Here is a 16,730-nt window from a genome sequence, read left to right as displayed (position 1 = left end):
TGGCTCGCAAGAAGATTAACGGCTTGATTAGGTATGGTGTCAGGCGTGGGATGTCTTTCGGATGCATCTTCCAGGTGCCTAAATCGATATAGAGGAAGGATGGTTTTTGCTATAATGTACATATATTTATGGATAGGAGGCGTCATATGGCTGTTGATTATAATCCGGAAACGTACAAAAGGATTATCAGGGATGGAGAAGAATGTTGGGTATATGATTGGTGCAAAAATGCAAATATAGATACGTTCAATTATATGCTTGAGAGATGGGGAAATGAAATCAAATACGAGTAAGGCATTGTGTATCCAGTAAAGGTAGTATTAAAGTCAGCTATATGGATTATATCAGTATCAAGTTTGACCACAGATTAGCAGAGTTAATCACAGTGTCATTTGCAGTTTTGCTGATGACACCATTTTGTGTACCGATCATGGGACTAATCTTACTGGTAAGGTCATGTATTAGCCGTCAAGTGTAGTGAACTACAAGTCGATATCAGTAATGATAAAGATGGAGTGGTGAAGCAAAGCTCTTGAGTCTACAGATAGGATAAAAAAAGGATCGGGGATCCTTTGTATACCGATTACGCAGGTTTATCGAGAGCTATTAAGGGGGCTATTTTGGGTGAAAGAGAACGAAAATAGATTACTTCGGGGAACAATATAGGATCATATAAGAAATAATAGTAAGAAGAAAACAGCCAATCTGCGAGACCGTTGCTGTTCAGTTTTTTATATATGTCATTACTTTGAAAGATTTTAGCTGGAGGAATTTGATGGAAGGAAAGACCTGTTGTGTCTCAGGACACAGAGATATACCTGCTGATGAAACAGCCCCTGTAAAGGAGGCTCTGCGCCAAGAAATTGAAAAAGCAGTTAACGATGGCTTTACTGCCTTTCTTTCTGGATTTGCTGATGGCGTGGCTCAGTACTTTGCGGAGATTATTTTGGAACTGCAGGATGAAAATCCAAATTTGAAGCTGATTGCGGTGCTTCCATACCAGAAACGGATGGACAGTCTGTGCCAGAAAGAACATACAAACGCCCTTCTGGATGCCTGTGCAGAGGTTATCGTAATTCAGGAAGAATACAGGCCCAACGTCTATGCCAAATGTAACCGTTACATGGTGGAACATTCAGACCGTGTAATTGCAGTGTATGACGGTCGGGAAAAAGGTGGTACAGTTAAGACGATTCGTTTTGCGCACCAATTTCGGAAAGAACTGCGGGAAATACCGATAGGGCTAAACTTGGACAAAAACAGGACAAATCTTGGACAAAACCGGAGATGAAAAAGTGGAGGTACAGGCTGCTCTATGGTATAATAAATATTCAACCGTGAAGACCAGTGACAATTCGGTTGGATTTGAATAAATAATCAATCAAATTTTTATGAAAATGGGAAACCACAGTTTGAAAGGAGTATTTGCATGAAACACGTATGTATGCTTATATCTGTGGCTGATATTAACGCCGCAAGAAAATTTTATGAGGCTCTGTTTGGATTAGAGGTGTTTCAGGATTACGGTAAGAACATCACCTTTACCTGCGGCCTGGCACTGCAGCAGGATTTTGACTGGCTTGTGAATCTGCCGAAAGAAAAGATATTAAAGAAATCTAACAATGCGGAAATCGTCTTTGAGGAACAGGATTTTGACGGTTTTCTAAACAAGCTGAAAGAATACCCGGACATCGAATATCTGGGAGAAGTGATCGAACATAGCTGGGGCCAGCGGGTGATCCGGTTTTACGATTTGGATGGCCATATCATTGAGGTTGGCGAGGATATGAAAATGGTGATAAAGCGCTTTCTTGCTTCCGGCATGACCATGGAAGAAGTTTCTGTGAAAATGGATGCTTCTGTTGAGGATTTAACAAAGCTTCTGAATAGCTAATACATGATGGACGAATAAACAAATCGAAAGTTGGAGAGGTGGTATCTGTATGGAAATTAGAACGATAGACAATGAACAAACAGCTGATGCAGTTGCACTTATATGGACAACATTTTTACAGTTTGAAGCCCCTGATTATTCTGATGAAGGAATACAATCGTTTAGAAATTTTATTGAAGATAAAGCCATTTTGAAATCACTAGAATTTTTTGGGGCGTGTGAAAATGAAGAACTAAAAGGGATTATAGCTACAAATGATAATCGAAAACACATTTGCTGCTTTTTCGTAAAGGCACAATATCACAGACAAGGTATCGGTAAAAAGCTATGGGAATACCTTTTGAATCATAGCGAAAATAAAGAATTTACAGTCAATTCTTCTCCATATGCAGTTCCTGTTTATCATAAGTTCGGATTCGTGGATACAGATTGTGAACAATTAACTGACGGTATGAGATATACCCCGATGAAGTTTAGGAGATAGTGTCCAGTTTGTAGAGCTATTTTTAGTATACCTTCTTGTGTATAAGCTGCACTTGCATAAAATGATTGGATTGAAGAGTACAGATGATGTTGCTATGAAAATAAAAGCATTGCTGTAAGTTCTGGTTACAGAACTAATTTAATGCTTATTGGCAAAGAACGATGAGCCGCCTTAGGCGGAGAAAGCGTATGTCAAGATGGAAGAAAGGCCGAATGTAAATGAAAGAAATTATTAACTTTATTGAAATGAATGTGGATGGCAAAACGCTGGTTACAAAGGAATTGGTTTACAAACTGGAGAATGGTGCGTTACAGGGCGTATACGCTGACCAAATATCCTTTTCTAATCTGAAATATTCGCAAAGTGGATTGCAGATAGATATGTTTATTGTATCTAACGAGAAAATATGGCTTGTTGGTAAGGATGGGAAACGAGAGAAATTGAGAAAGGATTTTAGTGCTGTATCCCTGTTTCGTTTTGAACTGGCGAAGCGAAAAAGCACGAATGCAATTACAGGTTGTTTTCGTTTTATTTCAGCTTCAGGAAAAAATGTGGCGGCAGAGGCTATCGTAAGTGGAATTTATGATGTGCGCATTGAAAATGGTGTGCTGAAATTGTCGGAAGATCAGGCGCTATACCGGGATCAGCCTATACAAGGTGAGCGTTTTAAGCCTATTGCTTTTCAATCAGAACATCGTTTTTATTGCGAGGACGGAAAACTGCACTATGAATATGATGGCAGAAGTTTTGATGTAGACGCCAAAACTATGCAGCGTAGCGATAGTTGCGATGCATTCCCTCCGTTTATTTCAATCGAGAAGTAAGCCAATCAATTCCAGTTTGTTGAGTTCTTTCAACCCTTTTTTCTAACGATGTTTTTAACCAGTGATTGTAGCCAATGGAGGAAACGAATATGGATATTCAGAAAATTATCAGTTTAGTAACAAAGACGCAGGAGTTCATAAAGAACCGTGAAATGGCTGCCCATGTGAAAGAGAAGGGGCTTGCTGACTATGTAACGCAGGTAGATATTGCCGTGCAAGATTTCTTAAAGAAGGAGCTGTTTGCCCTTGCACCGGATATTCAGTTTCTTGGTGAAGAAACCGGTTTGCAGGAAATGAAAGCGGAGAGCTTTTGGATTTTAGACCCGGTTGACGGGACTACAAACCTTATGCACGACTACCAGCACAGTGTTGTATCTTTAGCCCTTTGCCGCCAGGGGGAAATTGTTATGGGGATTGTGTATGATCCCTTCCATGAAGAAGTGTTTTCAGCGGTTAAAGGCAAGGGCAGCTTCCTAAATGGACAGCCCATACATGTATCAAATGCAGAAAAGCTATCCGACACGATGATTGGACTGGGAACAGCAAAAAGAGAGCTGGCCGATGAAAACTTTGCCCGGTTCCGTAGGGTGTTCGGTCAGTGCCAGGATGTCCGCAGGATTGGCTCTGCCGCTCTGGAACTGGCATATACCGCCTGTGGCAGACAAGGAGGATATTTCGAGATATATCTGAATCCCTGGGATTATGCTGCCGGTATGCTGTTGATTCAGGAGGCAGGAGGTAAAATAACTGATTTTACGGGGAAACCGCTTGATCCCAAGAAAGGCAGCAGCGTAGCAGGAACAAACGGATATATCCATACAGAACTGTTAAATCTGCTGTAAGCCGCGTGTTTTCTTTACAAAGAATGGAGAGGATATTGACTCATGATAGCCATTGAGCAAGAAGCTCATATCAAAATCTGTGATTTGAGTGGTGGGAGCATGTCACGAAATTTGATAGGATGATTATAAGATTTATAATAATTAAAACGTCAGAAGAGGTATACACAAATGGAGACTGTAGCAAATAATCAATCAAGTGTAGAAATCCAAACCGGCTTGTTTGAGGCAATAAAAGACTTATTATTGATTGAGCCTATTTTCTTGTTGGGAATCGTCTTGATTGGCATTTTCCTAGTTATGATATTCAAGAAAAATGGAGATATTCCTAAGGTCAAAACAGCTATTTTATCACTGGCAATGTATTATTACTTATGTGTAATGCTATCGCATATTGTTGGCATTCCTACATTTAGTGAATATAGAAGAATTTCACAGTTAGGAGAAACATTTTTTAATCCAAATATAAATCTTATCCCTTTTAGCGATGGGTTTAGTTTGAGTTTTATTTTGAATATTTTTCTTTTTGTCCCATTGGGTTTTGTATGTCCACTTATTAGTAAAAATTTTAAACGTTTGAGAAATACAGTATTGATTGGATTTGGGCTATCCCTCACTATTGAAATTGTTCAGCTCTTTACGTTACTGAGAGCAACCGATATAGACGACCTACTTACGAATGTAATGGGAACAATAATAGGGTATTTTTGCTATAAACTAATTGCAGTATTGCGGATTGCAAAACCACATTTAAGTGATGACTCTATGAAACGGGATTTCACAGTATATATTCCGATTGTTATTATAATAGTTACCTTTGTATTAGGATTTTTTAGCTAAGTTCCAAATAACAGACTCAGAAATCATGGATGATAGAATTTATATAGAAGTATAACTGCGTCCGTCTATGAGCAGCAAAAGAATGACGGAACGACTGTTTATAGCATAGATGGTGGTAGCACTTGGATAATCAAGAAGATTTTGAAATAGATATTTTATTGTTTCTAACGAGAAAATATGGCTGATTGGTCAGGAAAGACAACGAGAGAAATTAATAAAGGATTTCAGCGCTGTATCCTTATTTCGTTTTGAATTGGCGAAGTGAAAAAGCAAGAACGCAATCACCGGTTGCTTTCGTTTTGTTTCTGCTTCAGGAAATAATTTGGCAGAAGAGGCTATTATATGTGGGATTTATGATGTGCGTCTTGAAAACGGTGTGCTAAATTATCGGAAGACCAGGATTTATATCGAGATCAGCCGATATTCAATCGGAACATCGTTTTTATTGCATGGACGGAATACTGCGCTATGAATACGATGGTCGGTGTTTTAAGTGGACGCCCGAACTATGAAGCGTAGCGATAGTTTCGATACGTTTCACCGTTTATTATCGAGAAGTAGGCCAACAAATATGGGGAAAGCCGATTGATTACAGGGAAGGCAGCAGCGTAGCAGGAACAAACGGAATATCCATACAGAACTGCTAAACCTGCTATGATCCATATGTTACCTTTTCAGAAATTAGTGAGAATATCGCAATACTTCTGAACAGCTAAGTTACAAATAAAAGGGAATTTAAGGAGGTACATAACCATGAGAAATATGATTGCATACTGTGGGCTGGATTGTGAAAAATGCGACGCATATCTTGCAACAATCAATGACGATCAGGCGTTGCGTGAGAAAACTGCAAAACGGTGGGCCGAGTTGAATAATGCGCCCATTCTGCCTGAGCACATCAACTGTCAAGGCTGTCGTGTTGAAGGGATTAAAACTGTATTTTGCGATAGTCTTTGCGAAATTCGTCGGTGTGCAATGAAAAAAGATGTGACGACATGCGGTGACTGTCCAGACATGGAAAGCTGTCAGATAGTTAGAGAGATTATCTCAAATTGTCCCGAAGCTTTGGATAACCTGAAAGGGTAAACAAGATACTCTGACAACTTTCATTTTATTGAGGATAACACAAATGAATTTAACTTTTAGAAATGCAGAACGGAAAGATACTTTGTTGATCCTGCAATTTATCAAAGAACTTGCAGATTACGAAAAAATGCTGAACGAAGTAGTGGCTGACGAGGCCACGCTTGAAACATGGATTTTCGATAAACAAAAAGCAGAAGTCATTTTTGCTCTTCATGACGGAAAAGAGGTTGGATTTGCGCTGTTTTTCCACAACTTTTCTACGTTCTTAGGACGAGCCGGTATTTATCTGGAGGATCTGTATGTCAAACCGGAATGCCGCGGTAAAGGTTACGGAAAAGCTCTTTTAAAAAAATTAGCATCCATCGCTATGGAACGTGGCTGCGGACGGCTTGAATGGTGGTGCCTTGACTGGAACAAACCCAGCATTGACTTTTATCTGTCGCTTGGAGCAGAGGTCATGTCTGATTGGACAGTCTATCGCATTGCAGGTGATACATTAACACAGCTTGCTGAGTAACGGAAATAACAATTCCGGTTTGTCAGAGAGTAACACAACAAAAAACAAATTTGGGCTTAATAAGAGGAAAATTTATGTTTGAGGACGGTCGAAGCAAAAAAGTTATTTTTATAGCGCATTGTATATTAAATCAAAATTCAATATCTGATGGAACAGCCGTTTTTCCAGCAGCTTTTAAGGATGTAATAAAAATTCTTCTTGATGCTGATATTGGTATTGTCCAAATGCCATGTCCTGAACTTTGCTGTTTAGGGCTTAATAGAGGAAACGACGATGGGGCAGATGTTCCTGTCGTTATTGAAAATACCCGTATTCGTAAAGAAATGCAAAAAGCGGAATCTTACAAAATGCTAATGGTTCAAGTTGATTATGTGATGAAACAAATAACAGAATACAATGCCTACGGTTTCGAGATAATCGGGATTATTGGTGCAAATCGTTCGCCAAACTGCGGTGTGGAAACCACATCAGATTTTAACAAAGAGATAAGCGGTAAAGGTATTTTTATGAGCGAACTTAGCAATCGAATAAATGCGGAAAACTTGAATATTCCTATGTTAGGCATCAAAGGTACTGATAATATATTGGATCAAGTAAAGTCTTTCATTAAGTGAAACTTGGTCAAGGAGTAGCAGAAAAATAAATAGGAAATTTTGAGAGATTATGGTATGAAAATTGAGTATAAAGACACCTATATTTTTACAGAGAAAGAACTGCAAAGACTGTTTTTGTCCGTGGGATGGGAGTCCGGGAATTACCCGGATAAACTTGTTCGGGCGATGCGAAATTCTTCACATGTAATTTCAGCATGGGATGATAACAAACTGATTGGACTGGTACGGGCACTTGATGACCGCGAAACAGTTGCATTTCTACATTATCTTCTGGTAGACCCTGCATATCAGGGGCATCATATTGGCGATGAATTGATGAAAAGGATTATGAGTTGCTTTGAAAACTTCCTTTATGTCAAAATTATGCCGTCTGATCCTAAGATGATTGCGTTTTATGAACGATATGGGTTTCAGCAATATGATAATTACTCAGCAATGGTACTGAAACATTTTTGATAACAAAATAGCTTCCAGTTTATCTGGAATTTGATCAGAGTTGAAAAGTGTATTTTAAAAGGAGAATAATTTAATGAAAGAATTTAGTCAAGAAGCAGAAAAGTTCATGATTGAGCGTTTCGGAAAAGACAAGATTATATCATTAGCAACAACAGAAATGCGGCGCCTTATGTGCGATATGTAAATGCTTATTACGAAAATGGGGCATTTTATGTCATTACCCATGCACTCTCAAATATAATGAAACATATAAAAGAAAACCCTGTTGTTGCAATCGCCGGCGAGTGGTTTACAGCGCACGGGAACAGCATCAGTCTGGGTTATTTCGGGAAAAAAGAGAATTGTGTGATTGCTGAAAAGCTGAAAAAGGTCTTTGCTGAATGGATTGATAACGGCCATACTGATTTTGACGATGAGAACACTATCATTCTGCGTGTGGAATTAACAGATGGCTTGTTGCTCTCGCATGGGACGAGATATGAGTTTTAAGTTTTATAATTGTTGGATCGAGTATTATCAGAACCTATCTTGATCGTTTACAGGTAGGTTGATTAAGTAGGTTCCATGAAAGGATTTAACCGGCAAAATCAATTATTTTCCCTCTGCGGTTTGAATTGTGGGCTTTGTCCCATGTTTTTGAATAAAAACTGCCCTGGCTGCGGTGGCGGTGAGGGAAATCAATCGTGCAAAATCGCAAGATGCAGCATGGAGCACGGCAGTGTTCAATACTGTTTCCAATGCAGTGAACACCCTTGCGAAAAATACGATCATATTGACGATTTTGATTCCTTTATAACACACCGCCGACGAAAGGCTGATTTGGAGAAGGCCCGGCATTCTGGGGTGGAAGCCTATAATGCGGAGCAGATAGAAAAGGTGAAAATACTGGATATTTTTCTGTCCAACTATAATGATGGACGTAAAAAGACACTTTTTTGTATTGCGGTAAATCTTTTGGAATTGCAAGAGCTTCAAGCGGTGCTCTGGGAAATCGAGCATAATTCTGATATAGAAATGCTGACGCTCAAAGAAAAGAGTGCTTATATAGCCAGATTGCTTAAGGATGTAGCGGCAACGAAAAATATCGATTTAAAACTCCGAAAGAAAAAATGATAATTTGGATATGCCATAACTTTGACATATGAATCAATGTTGTAGGTAATCGGGATTCTCTCCTAATAGTTAAATATTTTAGAAACTACGCCACGGATTTTCGGTGGCGTAGTAACGATGGTGATTTTTATCTGGAACCGTATAACACAATTTCTGACCTCTACTGGTGGTATGTCTGCCAGTGCTGTACGGATGTGCATCATATCAGGTTGAAGAGGAATTCATGCTGGAGCGTTATATAGACACTTAAGGGCTGCGCTTTTGTTTTTTATATTGACAGTTAAATCATTGTCTGTATTATGGCAGTTGATGAATGGTTAAAAACTAATTGGAACCTGAACAGATAAGGCCTCGATAAAATTGTATTTCTCTACCATATACGTTTGAACTGAAGTTAAAATCAGACGGTAAGAGTCGGCTAAGCTTTCGGCAAATTCTGTGTTATCACCAGTGCGCAGACTGCGATATGCTCTCCGGGTGATATCATTGAGCTGCTCAATCACTCCGACTCCTTGGGAGTAAAATGCAAAATAAAATCCCCATTCTGTAATACGGCTGGTTTCAGTCCATATTACTTGTAATGGTTTTAATGACAGCCGCTCTAAAATCATTTGAAATAAATTAGTGAGGGCAATCCCGGGTTTATTTAGATGCGCAGCCAATTGTTCTAAATCATCCTCACTAAATTGCGGTGCAGTACAGGCGGCCACCGGGTGTGCTAACAGTACCATGAGCTGCAGTGCATGAAGATATACAAGGGCATCCTGTTTCGTAGTTAAATCTTGTAGGGCTTGTTCTGTGTTAAGTTGATCGGGAGTCAGAACTATAGTACCCTTGCCGTTTTGTGTCTTTGTGTAACCTCTGCGTTCCATCAAGTCTAATGCCTTTCTAATCGTATAGGCAGATACACCATACTGCTTCGCCAGTTGGGCTTCATAGGGTAAATAAGATCCCGCAGCATAGATGCCTGTTCCTATTTTTTTGGTCAAGTCATGGACAATGCGGGTATAATAGTAATCTTTCCCCCTCAGTGGATTCCATTCAAATGTAGCCGGCACTTGTGGGGAAAACTGAGGAATACTGTCTGAAATTGGGTGAAAGTTTCTAAGATAATGTCATACATGTCTTGATAGAGTGCTTGTAAATGATAATACTGTTCAACCGGATTACTTTCTGACAGTACCTCCATGATAGCTTTGGGTTCAAAGGAAGGCTTTTGGGGCATTATGTCAAGGGAGAGGGCACATATCTCTAAAAAATAGGAAAAATTTCCCTGAAGCTCAAAGGCTGTGTGTAGATCGCATAACAGAGGGTTATGGCTGGCACTCAAAATGTCTCGTGTCAAAGCAATCAAAGCTTTCCAGCTCTCGGGAGTAATTCCCTGCTGAGCTGCTTTTTGAGCCTGCCGATAATGAGGCATAGTATCCATTGGACGGGAATGTGCAGCGGATACAAGCAAATAAGGCAATAGCCGTCCATAAGTTTCATATACCTGCAGGATTGAATCCCGCTGCTCAAAAATAGTAAAGCCATCAGGACTTTTCAAGTTTTGCGAAAGGACTACAGGAGTCTGACGCATCTGAATATCAATCAATCTTTCAGACTTCAAGGTATCCAGTACCCGTTTAATGGTTGCAATCCCAACATTATATTCTTTACATAAATTTCTGGAGGAGGGGAGTTTGCTGCCAGGCTGTAACTGTCCGGAGACAATGCGTCTTTTTAGATCCTCATATACATAAGAAAATCGAGTTTTCGGTGGTTTCATAATATAGTACCTTTCTTAAAATGCACAAATGCATATTTTATCCATTATACTACTAAATCATGAACCGTGGCAATGAAACTTGAATAAAGGATAATAATCTATGGGCTGCCACTGCATTTTTTTCTTGAGTATTATAGGGCAAAATGATAAAATGAAAATGAACTGCCAGTAAACATGTAATTGGAGGTACGGCTCAAAGGGCCAAAATTTTAAGACATCCTATTTGCATAGATGAGCAGAATGGTGGAAGGATTTGTTCCTCTTTCAGAACTTCTGCAGTGGTGTCATGCTAAATGCGGATGGAGAACTACAGGCGGCACCTACTACCTAAACTGTAACCATTTGGTGATAATGGGAAGAGTGTGATCTGTTTCTATTCCCCAGATAGGTGGCAATAGCGATCAGGGCTTTTGGATTGCCATGCTGTTTATCAGCGTATTTACCCCATCACTGTCACACTAATCAGTCCCTTTTGGGGTTGGAGAAAGGCATTTAGTCGGAATGAACAAAAGAGAGGTGCTTTTTTGAAAAAAGAGTATTTACATCTGAATGTTTACGATGCGTTTTTAGATCGAATGCATTTTCTTTTTGAAGAATTTGATAATATCTATATTTCCTTTTCTGGAGGCAAGGATAGCGGTTTGCTGCTCAATCTGGCCCTGGACTATCGAGATCAGCATTATCCTGAAAGAACCCTTGGTGTATTTCATCAGGATTTTGAGGCGCAGTATTCTATGACGACAGAGTATGTAGATCGCACCTTTGAACGGATAAAAGACCAAGTGGAGCCTTTCTGGGTGTGTCTGCCTATGGCAACCAGAACAGCGCTAAGCAGTTATGAGATGTATTGGTATCCTTGGGATGATACAAAAAAGGATATCTGGGTACGGGAGATGCCCAAAAAAGAATACGTTATTAATCTGGAAAATAACAGGATAACAACCTATCGCTACCGAATGCATCAGGAGGATTTGGCAAAACAGTTTGGACGATGGTACAGAAAGGTCCATAATGGCGGGAAAACTGTTTGCCTGCTGGGGATGCGGGCTGATGAGTCCTTACAGCGGTATAGTGGATTTTTGAATAAAAAATATGGGTACAAAGATACCTGCTGGATCAGCAAACAATTTAAAGATGTCTGGTGTGCCTCACCTTTATATGATTGGACAATCAATGATGTGTGGCATGCCAATTATTTATTTAATTATGATTATAACCATCTATATGATCTTTATTATATGGCAGGTCTCAAACCGTCACAAATGCGTGTGGCTTCTCCGTTCAATGACTATGCTAAGGACGCTCTGAATCTATACCGTGTCATAGACCCGGAGATTTGGAGTAAGCTTGTTGGTCGTGTACAGGGGGCGAATTTTGCTGCAATTTATGGAAAGACGAAAGCAATGGGTTACCGGAATATTTTCTTGCCGGAGGGGCATACGTGGAAAACTTACACAATATTTCTTTTGGATACATTACCAAAAAGACTGCGAAATAACTACATAAAAAAATTTAATACATCTATCCAGTTCTGGCATGAGACCGGAGGAGGTTTGGATGAAGTCGTGATTCAGGACCTGCTTGAACATGGATATCACATAAGACGAAATGGCGTTTCAAATTATACATTGAATAAAAAATCACGGATTATATTTGAAGGGAAAATACCAGACGATACGGACGATATCAAATCCACAAGGGATATCCCCAGTTGGAAACGGATGTGTTATTGTATTTTGAAAAATGATCATATCTGCCGTTTCATGGGGTTCGGGATGACACGACAGCAACAGAAACGGTTGGATGCCATACGTTGTAAATACAAAAGCATAGAGGAATTGAATTATGAAGTATAGAAGCCCAGTTTATGATGTAATCGCTGTTCCTATAGAAAAGGTACGGCCCAATGACTATAACCCGAATAAAGTACCACCACCTGAAATGAAGCTGTTATACGAAAGTATTAAGGAAGATGGATATACGATGCCGGTGGTTTGTTACTATTCAAAATCACAGGATGTTTATTTAATTGTTGATGGTTTCCATCGGTACCAAGTAATGATGGACCATCCGGATATCTATGAAAGAGAACAAGGATTGTTACCGGTCTCTATTATCAAGAAACCACTTGACAAACGTATAGCCAGTACCGTGCGTCACAACAGGGCACGGGGGTCTCACGATGTGGATCTGATGAGTAACATTGTAAAAGAACTACATGAGCTTGGACGTTCAGATGCATGGATCTCAAAACATTTGGGAATGGATAGGGATGAGGTATTGCGTCTCAAGCAGATCACAGGTCTTGCCTCGTTATTTAAGGATGTAAACTTTGGTGAGGCATGGCGTCCTGTGGAGGAAGAAACGGAAAAAGGGTAAATAATATAAGTGGAGATATGATAGATTGCCTATAATTCCTATATCTGCACAAGGTCGTTTACTTGATTGAGTACAATACAAAACAGGGCAAGGAAATGATGGACTGTGCTGAGTGCGTAATCAGCAAACGTATTATGAGGGGCGGAGTATACCAGTAGCACAACAGTGTTCTGCATGCGGTTGTATACATACTCAAAATGAGCTACAAGACGGATTACAAAATGGAAGGTTTCTTTCAGTATGTGGTTTCTCCCCTTGAGAGATATTTGTGGCAGGATAGATTTTTATCGGCAACAATCTAGCCTGATCGTTTCACTTCAAAATATGAAATCCAAGTGGGAGACACGATTACATGTTATCGGAAGTGATCAATGAGACGCAGATTGCTGCAGATGCGAGGCAGGAACCCTTGCCCTTCTTAACCTTCACGTCAGCCCTTTATCATGTTATTCAATTACTCGCCACATAGCCACCTTAACGCGCAATATGCATGAATGGCGGTGCCCTTTGTCAGAATATCTTCATTGAATATTACTTCCTCATTGTGCATTGGCTTGCCATAAAGAGGGGTTTCGTCCGGTGTTCCCGCACCAAGCATTAGGTAGGCACAAGGCAGTTCATAGGTATAGGAAGCGAAATCCTCTGAGCCCATGCCGCCTTCCTCCATCAGATAGACGGACTGCTCTCCGAACAGTTCTTTCACATAGTCGGTCATCTGGTCGACGAGTTTGCAGTCATTGTGCAGCGGTGGGGCCGATGCCAGTTCTTCCACTATGGCGCTACCACGGAAAGCCTGGGCAGTTGCCCGGGAGATTTCATCTAGCCTGCGTAGAATCTGGGCGGAGAGGTCGCGGTTAAAAGTGCGGATTGTGCCCTCAATCACCACCTCCTGAGGGATGATATTAGGTGCGTGTCCGCCACAAAATTTCCCTACGGTGACGACCGCCGGGCTCTTTGCAGTGATCTCTCTGGCTGTAATCTCTTGGAGCGCAAGATAGATATGGGCGGCAATATTGATGGGGTCAACTCCCGTCTCCGGCATCGCGCCGTGGCAGCCCGTACCCTGCACAGAAATCCGGAACAGTGTGCAGCCTGCCATAATTGTACCCTTGCCACACAGTACAAGGCCGGAGCGTGTGCCGGAGTGAACATGAAGCGCTAATCCTGCCTGCGGGGCAGGGGATTTTAAAATGCCTGCGTCAAGCATGGCCTTTGCGCCGGTAAAGCCTTCCTCATCCGGTTGGAACACCAATTTAACAGTTCCCTTGAGTTCGGATTGATATGTTTTGAGCAGTCTGGCAGCTCCGAGCAACATTGAGGTGTGCATATCGTGGCCGCATGCATGCATCTTGCCGTTTTCTGAGCGAAATGGTAAATCTGTCTGTTCTTTTATTGCCAGGGCATCCATATCGGCACGCAACAAAATACAACTTCCGGTATTCTTTCCGGTAATCGTGGCGACAATTCCGCTTTCGCAAATTTCAATCGGCGCATACCCCATTTCAGACAGGGCCTTTTTCACAAATTCTTTCGTATTCGGCAGATAGGCGCCAACCTCTGGCTGTTGGTGCAATGCCCTTCGATAGGCAATAATCTCTGATTTTAATTGTTCTGCTGCTTGAATCATTAACTCTGCTTGAACGCCCATGTCATATGAATCCTCCTTAGATTATATAGGCTGCCTTTCTCTGATAGTGTAGAGCATTAAGCCATACCGTGTTTCCTAAAGGTTCTAAAATTTAATTTTACTATAACACTGGCAATATTTGAACTATTTAGCAGAAATATCGCCTACGTTTTAGTATGATATAGATTATAAGCCTGATAAACTTTTGGTGTCCATACTTATATACTTACATCAATGTATTATTATTATTCAAACATGAAATAAAAAGCTAAAAAACTGCATGAAAAGACTGGAAAAATCTGTATGCTATTTATAAGATGCTGGGGTCAAAATGTCATATAAGTATTTTTCTAATAATTGTATCTGTGTTATAAACAAAATATCTATTATGAAAGAAATTTTGTAAAAATATAATTACTGTGACACCAACGATATAAAAACAATAATACATAATCGGGAAGCTTAGCATTGGTTTTTTACAGTTAAGTTGTTTTTCCATCCCTGGAAGATACTCCACCATACAACGGTTACAATGTTCCTCTGGTATGATCACTTCAAAGGTCGCCTTACGAATCTGCGTCTTTTATTACCCAGGCGACATCGGACTGTACTTATAATAAATGGATATTGTGAAAAGCGGGGCATGGAAATTGATATCCACAGGCTGCCGGAAATGCCTGGTATTCTGGTTATGCCGGTCTGAGCAAGGGAAACGATTTGGATGTGCTACTTCACGCTGCGGCACATGATAAAGAACGTATAGATGGTCTGATAATGTGACAGTATTTTGGTACACGAACGATGAGCTACTTGTAGTACAGATACAAGCTTTAAGGTAGCTGTAGAAAAAATAGATGATCATGCGCTAATCAAGGTCATGAACGAAGGAGGTACGATTCCTCAGTAACGATTAGAGAGAATATTTGAGCAGTTTTATGGCCTGGTTGTATTAAGCGAAGCAGCTGCAGGCGGAGCCGGACTGAGTAACTTCATTACGGCAAATTACCGCCCAAAGTACGGTGGTCATACCTGTTTTTGAGGTATCATTGGTGCTCGTAGGAAAATCGTAAGAAATTTCGTACAAAATCATATGTTATCCATAAAGGAAAGCGAAAACATAAATCACTCTATTCTGATATTCTATATATCAAGAAGAGTGATTTTTTACTTTCAGAAAGGAGTTAAGGATAACGATGGTACATCAAAACATTAGTGTAAATTGCGATAAAGGAAACAGATGGAAGGCAAAAAAGAGAAAAAGTATTTATAACAGCGCTGTATGTATAGTACTTTGTATAATCATAACAGTTGCAGTCTTTGGAGGAGGAAATCTATTAGGTGTCAGCAAAGGGTCTCCATTCACTGGTAAAGAAAGTATGATAAACAATGGAGAGTTTTCACAAATGGACGGCGGAGAGAGCGGGACGGTTTCATCAATTCTCGACGCAGATAACTCTATTTCAGTGGATATTTCAGCCCAAAATGCCATTGTAATGGGTGCAGCTACAAACACTGTACTATATCAGAAAAACGGTACCCATAGAATTGCACCCGCCAGTACTGCTAAGATGATTACGGCATTGACAGTGCTTGACTACTTTTCACCGAATGATGAACTGACTGTAGGTGCAGAAATTAGAATGATTCACGGGGATTCATCAAGAGCGTGGCTGACTAAGGGCGATACCCTGACAGTCAGACAGCTCTTAATTGCCCTTATGCTTCCTTCCGGCAATGACGCGGCGTATACGCTTGCTGTGAATACCGGAAAGAAAATTGCAGGAGATAACAGCCTGACGAATAAGCAATCCATTCATGTGTTCATGGATAAGGTGAATGAAAAGTCCCAGATGCTTGGGGCTGAGAATTCAAATTTTGTAGTGCCAGATGGATATGACGCCGATGGTCAGTATACTACGGCCTATGATCTTGCCCTTATTGCAAAAGCATGTTTGGATAATCCCATCATTTCGGAAATTGTGGCAAGCTATACATCATCCGAAAGATGGGCGAATGGGAGAGTGGTTACTTACAATAATACAAATGAACTTCTCAATCCAAGCAGCCAATGGTATCGCCCTGAGGTGATCGGTCTAAAGACGGGTAACAGCAGTCTGGCCGGTGCTTGCCTAGTATCTGCGGCAGTTATTAACGGAGAAACATACATCTGTGTAGTGATGGGGTCTACTGAGGATGCTAGATTCCAGGATAGTATTGATATTTATGATGAAATCAAAGCTCAACAAAAGTATAACTAGGGTCTATATTCAAGCGGCAGTTTCCAATTAG

General features: G+C 40.4%; 18 protein-coding genes and 2 pseudogenes. 17 read left to right on the top strand and 3 right to left on the bottom strand.

The window, feature by feature from the left end:
• Positions 1 to 146: 146 nt before the first annotated feature.
• From LC508_RS18245 to LC508_RS18185, 14 genes and pseudogenes are all read left to right on the top strand, one after another.
• Entirely contained in the window at positions 147 to 293 is a 147-nt protein-coding gene (locus LC508_RS18245; protein WP_158587314.1) for a hypothetical protein, read from the top strand.
• Between the two features lie 482 nt (positions 294 to 775).
• Positions 776 to 1,291, top strand: a complete 516-nt coding sequence (locus LC508_RS18240) for an SLOG family protein (RefSeq protein WP_054351668.1) — start codon at positions 776 to 778, stop codon at positions 1,289 to 1,291.
• Positions 1,292 to 1,429: 138 nt separating this feature from the next.
• Positions 1,430 to 1,894: a VOC family protein gene (locus LC508_RS18235; protein ID WP_054351669.1), complete on the top strand. Its 465-nt coding sequence runs from the start codon at positions 1,430 to 1,432 to the stop codon at positions 1,892 to 1,894.
• A gap of 49 nt (positions 1,895 to 1,943) precedes the next feature.
• A complete protein-coding gene (locus tag LC508_RS18230) occupies positions 1,944 to 2,378 on the top strand; it encodes a GNAT family N-acetyltransferase (RefSeq protein ID WP_033140149.1) in 435 nt (144 codons plus the stop codon).
• Between the two features lie 218 nt (positions 2,379 to 2,596).
• Positions 2,597 to 3,202 (top strand): hypothetical protein, encoded by a 606-nt coding sequence (locus LC508_RS18225; RefSeq protein ID WP_054351670.1) that lies wholly within the window; start codon positions 2,597 to 2,599, stop codon positions 3,200 to 3,202.
• Between the two features lie 89 nt (positions 3,203 to 3,291).
• On the top strand, positions 3,292 to 4,044 hold the full coding sequence (locus LC508_RS18220; RefSeq protein WP_103731457.1) for an inositol monophosphatase family protein: 753 nt from the start codon (positions 3,292 to 3,294) through the stop codon (positions 4,042 to 4,044).
• Positions 4,045 to 4,212: 168 nt separating this feature from the next.
• Positions 4,213 to 4,881 (top strand): VanZ family protein, encoded by a 669-nt coding sequence (locus LC508_RS18215; protein WP_033140146.1) that lies wholly within the window; start codon positions 4,213 to 4,215, stop codon positions 4,879 to 4,881.
• Positions 4,882 to 5,035: 154 nt separating this feature from the next.
• Positions 5,036 to 5,470, top strand: a pseudogene (locus LC508_RS28760) (hypothetical protein); the annotation flags it as partial.
• A 164-nt stretch (positions 5,471 to 5,634) separates the two neighbouring features.
• Positions 5,635 to 5,967, top strand: a complete 333-nt coding sequence (locus tag LC508_RS18210) for a DUF3795 domain-containing protein (RefSeq protein ID WP_033140145.1) — start codon at positions 5,635 to 5,637, stop codon at positions 5,965 to 5,967.
• A 43-nt stretch (positions 5,968 to 6,010) separates the two neighbouring features.
• Positions 6,011 to 6,484: a GNAT family N-acetyltransferase gene (locus LC508_RS18205; protein ID WP_033140144.1), complete on the top strand. Its 474-nt coding sequence runs from the start codon at positions 6,011 to 6,013 to the stop codon at positions 6,482 to 6,484.
• Positions 6,485 to 6,558: 74 nt separating this feature from the next.
• Positions 6,559 to 7,098, top strand: coding sequence for a CD3072 family TudS-related putative desulfidase (locus tag LC508_RS18200; protein ID WP_103731456.1), 540 nt, complete (start codon positions 6,559 to 6,561; stop codon positions 7,096 to 7,098).
• A 54-nt stretch (positions 7,099 to 7,152) separates the two neighbouring features.
• Positions 7,153 to 7,554 (top strand): GNAT family N-acetyltransferase, encoded by a 402-nt coding sequence (locus tag LC508_RS18195; RefSeq protein WP_033140142.1) that lies wholly within the window; start codon positions 7,153 to 7,155, stop codon positions 7,552 to 7,554.
• 73 nt (positions 7,555 to 7,627) lie between these two features.
• Positions 7,628 to 8,043: pseudogene (locus LC508_RS18190) on the top strand (pyridoxamine 5'-phosphate oxidase family protein).
• Between the two features lie 75 nt (positions 8,044 to 8,118).
• Positions 8,119 to 8,667, top strand: coding sequence for a DUF3795 domain-containing protein (locus LC508_RS18185; protein ID WP_033140141.1), 549 nt, complete (start codon positions 8,119 to 8,121; stop codon positions 8,665 to 8,667).
• 317 nt (positions 8,668 to 8,984) lie between these two features.
• Here the strand turns inward: LC508_RS18185 and LC508_RS18180 are convergent, their stop codons facing one another.
• Both LC508_RS18180 and LC508_RS18175 read right to left on the bottom strand, forming a co-directional pair.
• Positions 8,985 to 9,656 (bottom strand): GntR family transcriptional regulator, encoded by a 672-nt coding sequence (locus tag LC508_RS18180; RefSeq protein WP_242980778.1) that lies wholly within the window; start codon positions 9,654 to 9,656, stop codon positions 8,985 to 8,987.
• A 38-nt stretch (positions 9,657 to 9,694) separates the two neighbouring features.
• Positions 9,695 to 10,435: a FadR/GntR family transcriptional regulator gene (locus tag LC508_RS18175; RefSeq protein ID WP_225305210.1), complete on the bottom strand. Its 741-nt coding sequence runs from the start codon at positions 10,433 to 10,435 to the stop codon at positions 9,695 to 9,697.
• Between the two features lie 524 nt (positions 10,436 to 10,959).
• On the opposite strand from LC508_RS18175, the gene LC508_RS18170 reads away from it, so the two are divergent.
• Entirely contained in the window at positions 10,960 to 12,291 is a 1,332-nt protein-coding gene (locus LC508_RS18170; protein WP_033140139.1) for a phosphoadenosine phosphosulfate reductase, read from the top strand.
• Entirely contained in the window at positions 12,281 to 12,814 is a 534-nt protein-coding gene (locus LC508_RS18165) for an IbrB-like domain-containing protein (protein ID WP_033140138.1), read from the top strand. The genes LC508_RS18170 and LC508_RS18165 overlap by 11 nt, the downstream gene beginning before the upstream one ends.
• 454 nt (positions 12,815 to 13,268) lie before the next feature.
• On the opposite strand, the gene LC508_RS18160 is transcribed toward LC508_RS18165, so the two are convergent.
• On the bottom strand, positions 13,269 to 14,462 hold the full coding sequence (locus tag LC508_RS18160; RefSeq protein WP_103731455.1) for a M20 metallopeptidase family protein: 1,194 nt from the start codon (positions 14,460 to 14,462) through the stop codon (positions 13,269 to 13,271).
• Positions 14,463 to 15,634: 1,172 nt separating this feature from the next.
• On the opposite strand from LC508_RS18160, the gene LC508_RS18155 reads away from it, so the two are divergent.
• Positions 15,635 to 16,699 carry a D-alanyl-D-alanine carboxypeptidase family protein gene (locus LC508_RS18155; protein ID WP_103731454.1) on the top strand — a complete coding sequence of 355 codons (1,065 nt, stop codon included), beginning with the start codon at positions 15,635 to 15,637 and terminating at the stop codon, positions 16,697 to 16,699.
• Positions 16,700 to 16,730: the final 31 nt, after the last annotated feature.

The sequence above is a fragment of the Blautia parvula genome (assembly GCF_020215665.1).
Classification (GTDB): Bacteria; Bacillota; Clostridia; order Lachnospirales; family Lachnospiraceae; genus Blautia; species Blautia celeris.
Note: the sequence above shows the minus strand (reverse complement) of the source record. Positions and strands in the feature narration are given on the sequence as shown.